3 protein-coding genes are annotated in these 2945 nt (G+C 46.0%); 2 read left to right on the plus strand and 1 reads right to left on the minus strand.

Annotated elements, in window-relative coordinates:
• Positions 1-82: 82 nt before the first annotated feature.
• A complete protein-coding gene (locus ABF463_RS14305; protein WP_415534683.1) occupies positions 83-1927 on the plus strand; it encodes a glycoside hydrolase family 25 protein in 1845 nt (614 codons plus the stop codon).
• 171 nt (positions 1928-2098) lie between these two features.
• Here the strand turns inward: ABF463_RS14305 and ABF463_RS14310 are convergent, their stop codons facing one another.
• Positions 2099-2362, minus strand: a complete 264-nt coding sequence (locus ABF463_RS14310) for a thioredoxin family protein (protein ID WP_415534685.1) — start codon at positions 2360-2362, stop codon at positions 2099-2101.
• Between the two features lie 209 nt (positions 2363-2571).
• Between ABF463_RS14310 and ABF463_RS14315 the strand changes: the two genes are divergently transcribed.
• Positions 2572-2937, plus strand: coding sequence for a heavy-metal-associated domain-containing protein (locus tag ABF463_RS14315; protein WP_415534687.1), 366 nt, complete (start codon positions 2572-2574; stop codon positions 2935-2937).
• Positions 2938-2945: the final 8 nt, after the last annotated feature.

Here is a 2945-nt window from a genome sequence, read left to right on the forward strand (position 1 = left end):
TATACATATAGAGGTAAATTTTAATAATGATCCGGGGAAATTGGCTGGATCAGGGCTGAATTGAGAGGAGGATTGTATTGTTTTGCTGATTTCGTCGAAATATCAAAAACCTATGAAAAGAGGGAAGTTGGCGGCAATTAAAAAAATAGGAAGCGTCTTCCTTTGTGGGTGCGTGGCGGTGGGGTTGCTTGTTTATGCACCAAAGAACGTTTTGGCGGCATATCTTGCGCCTGCAAGTACATCTTTATACCATGTGATCGACATCTATCACGGAGACTCTGTGGATTGGCCGAGTTTGCCGGGCGGCTCCGATGGACTTTCCGCGGTGTATATGAAAGCGTCGGAAGGATGCCGTTACGCAGATCCGGCGGTCGCGTCCAATGTGCAGGGTGCGAAGAGTCGCGGCTATCAAATCGGGTTTTACCATGTGCTGGATTTTAATCAGGATGGCGCGGCGCAGGCCGATCATTTCTATGACGTCATCCATCAATATGGTTATACCTGTTTGCCGGCTGTGGATGTGGAGTTCATTGATAGTAATGTGGCAGGGCAGAACAGCGGTGATGCTATCGCCTCCTGTGTCCGTTCATTTGTTACGGAGTTTCAGAAACGCAGCGGCATAGATGTTATGGTCTATGCAAATCCGGATATGATCAACCATTATCTCAATTATGCGAGCAGCTCTAACAAAGCGTTCCTTGCCGGCCAGCGTCTTTGGCTTGCGAATTATGGCGGATCATATGTTTATCCGGAAACGCCGCATACGTCAGGCGCTCAATCGCTGAGCGATGTTGCAATCTGGTCTAGATGGGATATGTGGCAATATACCGAAGATCTGATAATCAACGGGGCAAATGGTAGTGTGGGAAATACCGATGGTGATTGGGCCACGGCGGGAATTTTTATATCGACACCGTCCTCAATTTCCTGCATCGACAGCCCTAACGGCGGTACTTATCAAGACAGCGTGCAAATCTCCGGGTGGGAGCTTGCCAGAACAGGTGTCTCTCGTGTGGACTTTTATCTGGACAATTACCAATGGGCAGGTTCGACGAATGCTCTGACCACGCGAGCTGATGTACAGAACGCTTTAAACGGTGCAGGATACTATCTGGATCCATCCAAATGTGGTTTTTCTTATACGCTTAATACACACACGCTGAATGACGGGCAGCATACCATTATTGCCGCAGGCATCGCCAACGATAACACAGTGCAGTGGGACAGGCGTACATTTTATACAACAGGCGGTGCAATCACAACTGTTGACGCCCCAAGTGGCACCACCTATTATGGCAATGTTCCGATTGGGGGCTGGATGCTTAACCGTTCGGGACAGCAACGCGCAGACTATTACTTAGATAATTTCAATTGGCTGGGTTCCAATAACGGAAACTTTACGAAACGCATGGATGTGCAATCGATTGTAAATGCCAATAGCCTTTATTCTCCAAACGGAGTAGGCAGCGGGTTTAACTATTCTATCCCGGCGGCCTCGCTGACACCGGGTCAGCATACCTTCTGGGTCGCGGGAATCGGCAATGACAATACCGTTAAATGGAACAACCGGACGTTCACAGTGGCCTCCTCGCAGTTTGCCCTTGACTCGCCTACAGGGACGGTTACCGGCGATGCAACGGTGTCCGGCTGGGCCTTGGAACATGCCGGTGTGCAACGGGTGGATGTATATCTGGACATTTTTACAAGCAACCAAAAATTTTATTCCACTTCGGACTTTTTTAATCGCACGGATGTCCATCAAATTGTAGACCCAACGGGACAATATCCAAACAGTTCAAACAGCGGATATGCTTTGAAGATGCCTGCCAAAGATCTTTCCGCGGGTAATCACACGGTGAATGCAGCCGTTATTGGCAATGACGGGACTGTCAATTGGCTTGTCAGCAGTTTTTCTGTTAAAAAGTAATCCATCATTCAATAGCAGCATTTCGCCTTATAAAAAAGCAGCGGAATATTTGGTCATAATGGCCAGATATTCCGTTGCTTTTTTGAACTGTTGCTTATAAAAGACGTGCTGAGATGACTCCAAATGGATGCTAAACTTTGCCGTGTAGATGTAAACAGCGATACAAATCCATTAGTCCTGCACAGCAGCTTTAAAAACCGTTTCGATTTTTTTGGCGTTTGGCACGCCTTCATGCAATTTGTTGCCGTCCACATAAAAAGTCGGCACATAATAATAATCGTATTGATTGGCAATTTCCGGTTCGGCGTTTTCATCAATTACGTTAATTTCCAATGCTTTATAAGCAGGCTGCTTATCTTTCAGTTCCTGCATGATTTCGAATGCATGCTTACAATGTGGACAACCTTGCATGATAAACATCGTAATTTTTTTCATAACATAATCCCCCTTGCTTTTTACATCGGAGAAAATCAATCTTTTCTCAAAGGATGTTCCTTTGTATTGATTTCAGTATATCCCCTTTTACAAAACGCGTCAAGGACAAGAGTCGTCTCCATAAAAACAGCACCGTGAAGACCTGCTTTCTGATAAGTTATACGCATAGGCTGCCGCATTTTCAACATACTATATGCGAGGTGAAATATATGGAAAGCGCAATTTTCAAAATTGACGAACTCTCAGGGCAGTATACTGCAAAATTGGTCAAGCAAACACTGGATGCGATTCCGGGCATCACATCTGTCAGCCTAAATCAGCACACGGATCATGTTGCGGTAGATTTTGATCCTGCCGGCGCGTCCTATCAGGCTATCAAGGATAAACTGGTGCAATTGGGCCTTGGGGTAACAGCTGAATCGAAACCGCCGGAAAAACACGGATCGGATAAATCCGGTCATAATAAGAAATCAGCCGGTGCCAAGGAAAAGCATACAAATCCTTTGCCCAGCCAACATCCAAATCAGAACCATAATATTAAGAAAGAGGCATTGGGACCCAACACAAAACGCTGATTGCATCT

The sequence above is a fragment of the Ethanoligenens sp. genome, from assembly GCF_047718355.1.
Lineage (GTDB): Bacteria > Bacillota > Clostridia > Oscillospirales > Ethanoligenentaceae > Ethanoligenens.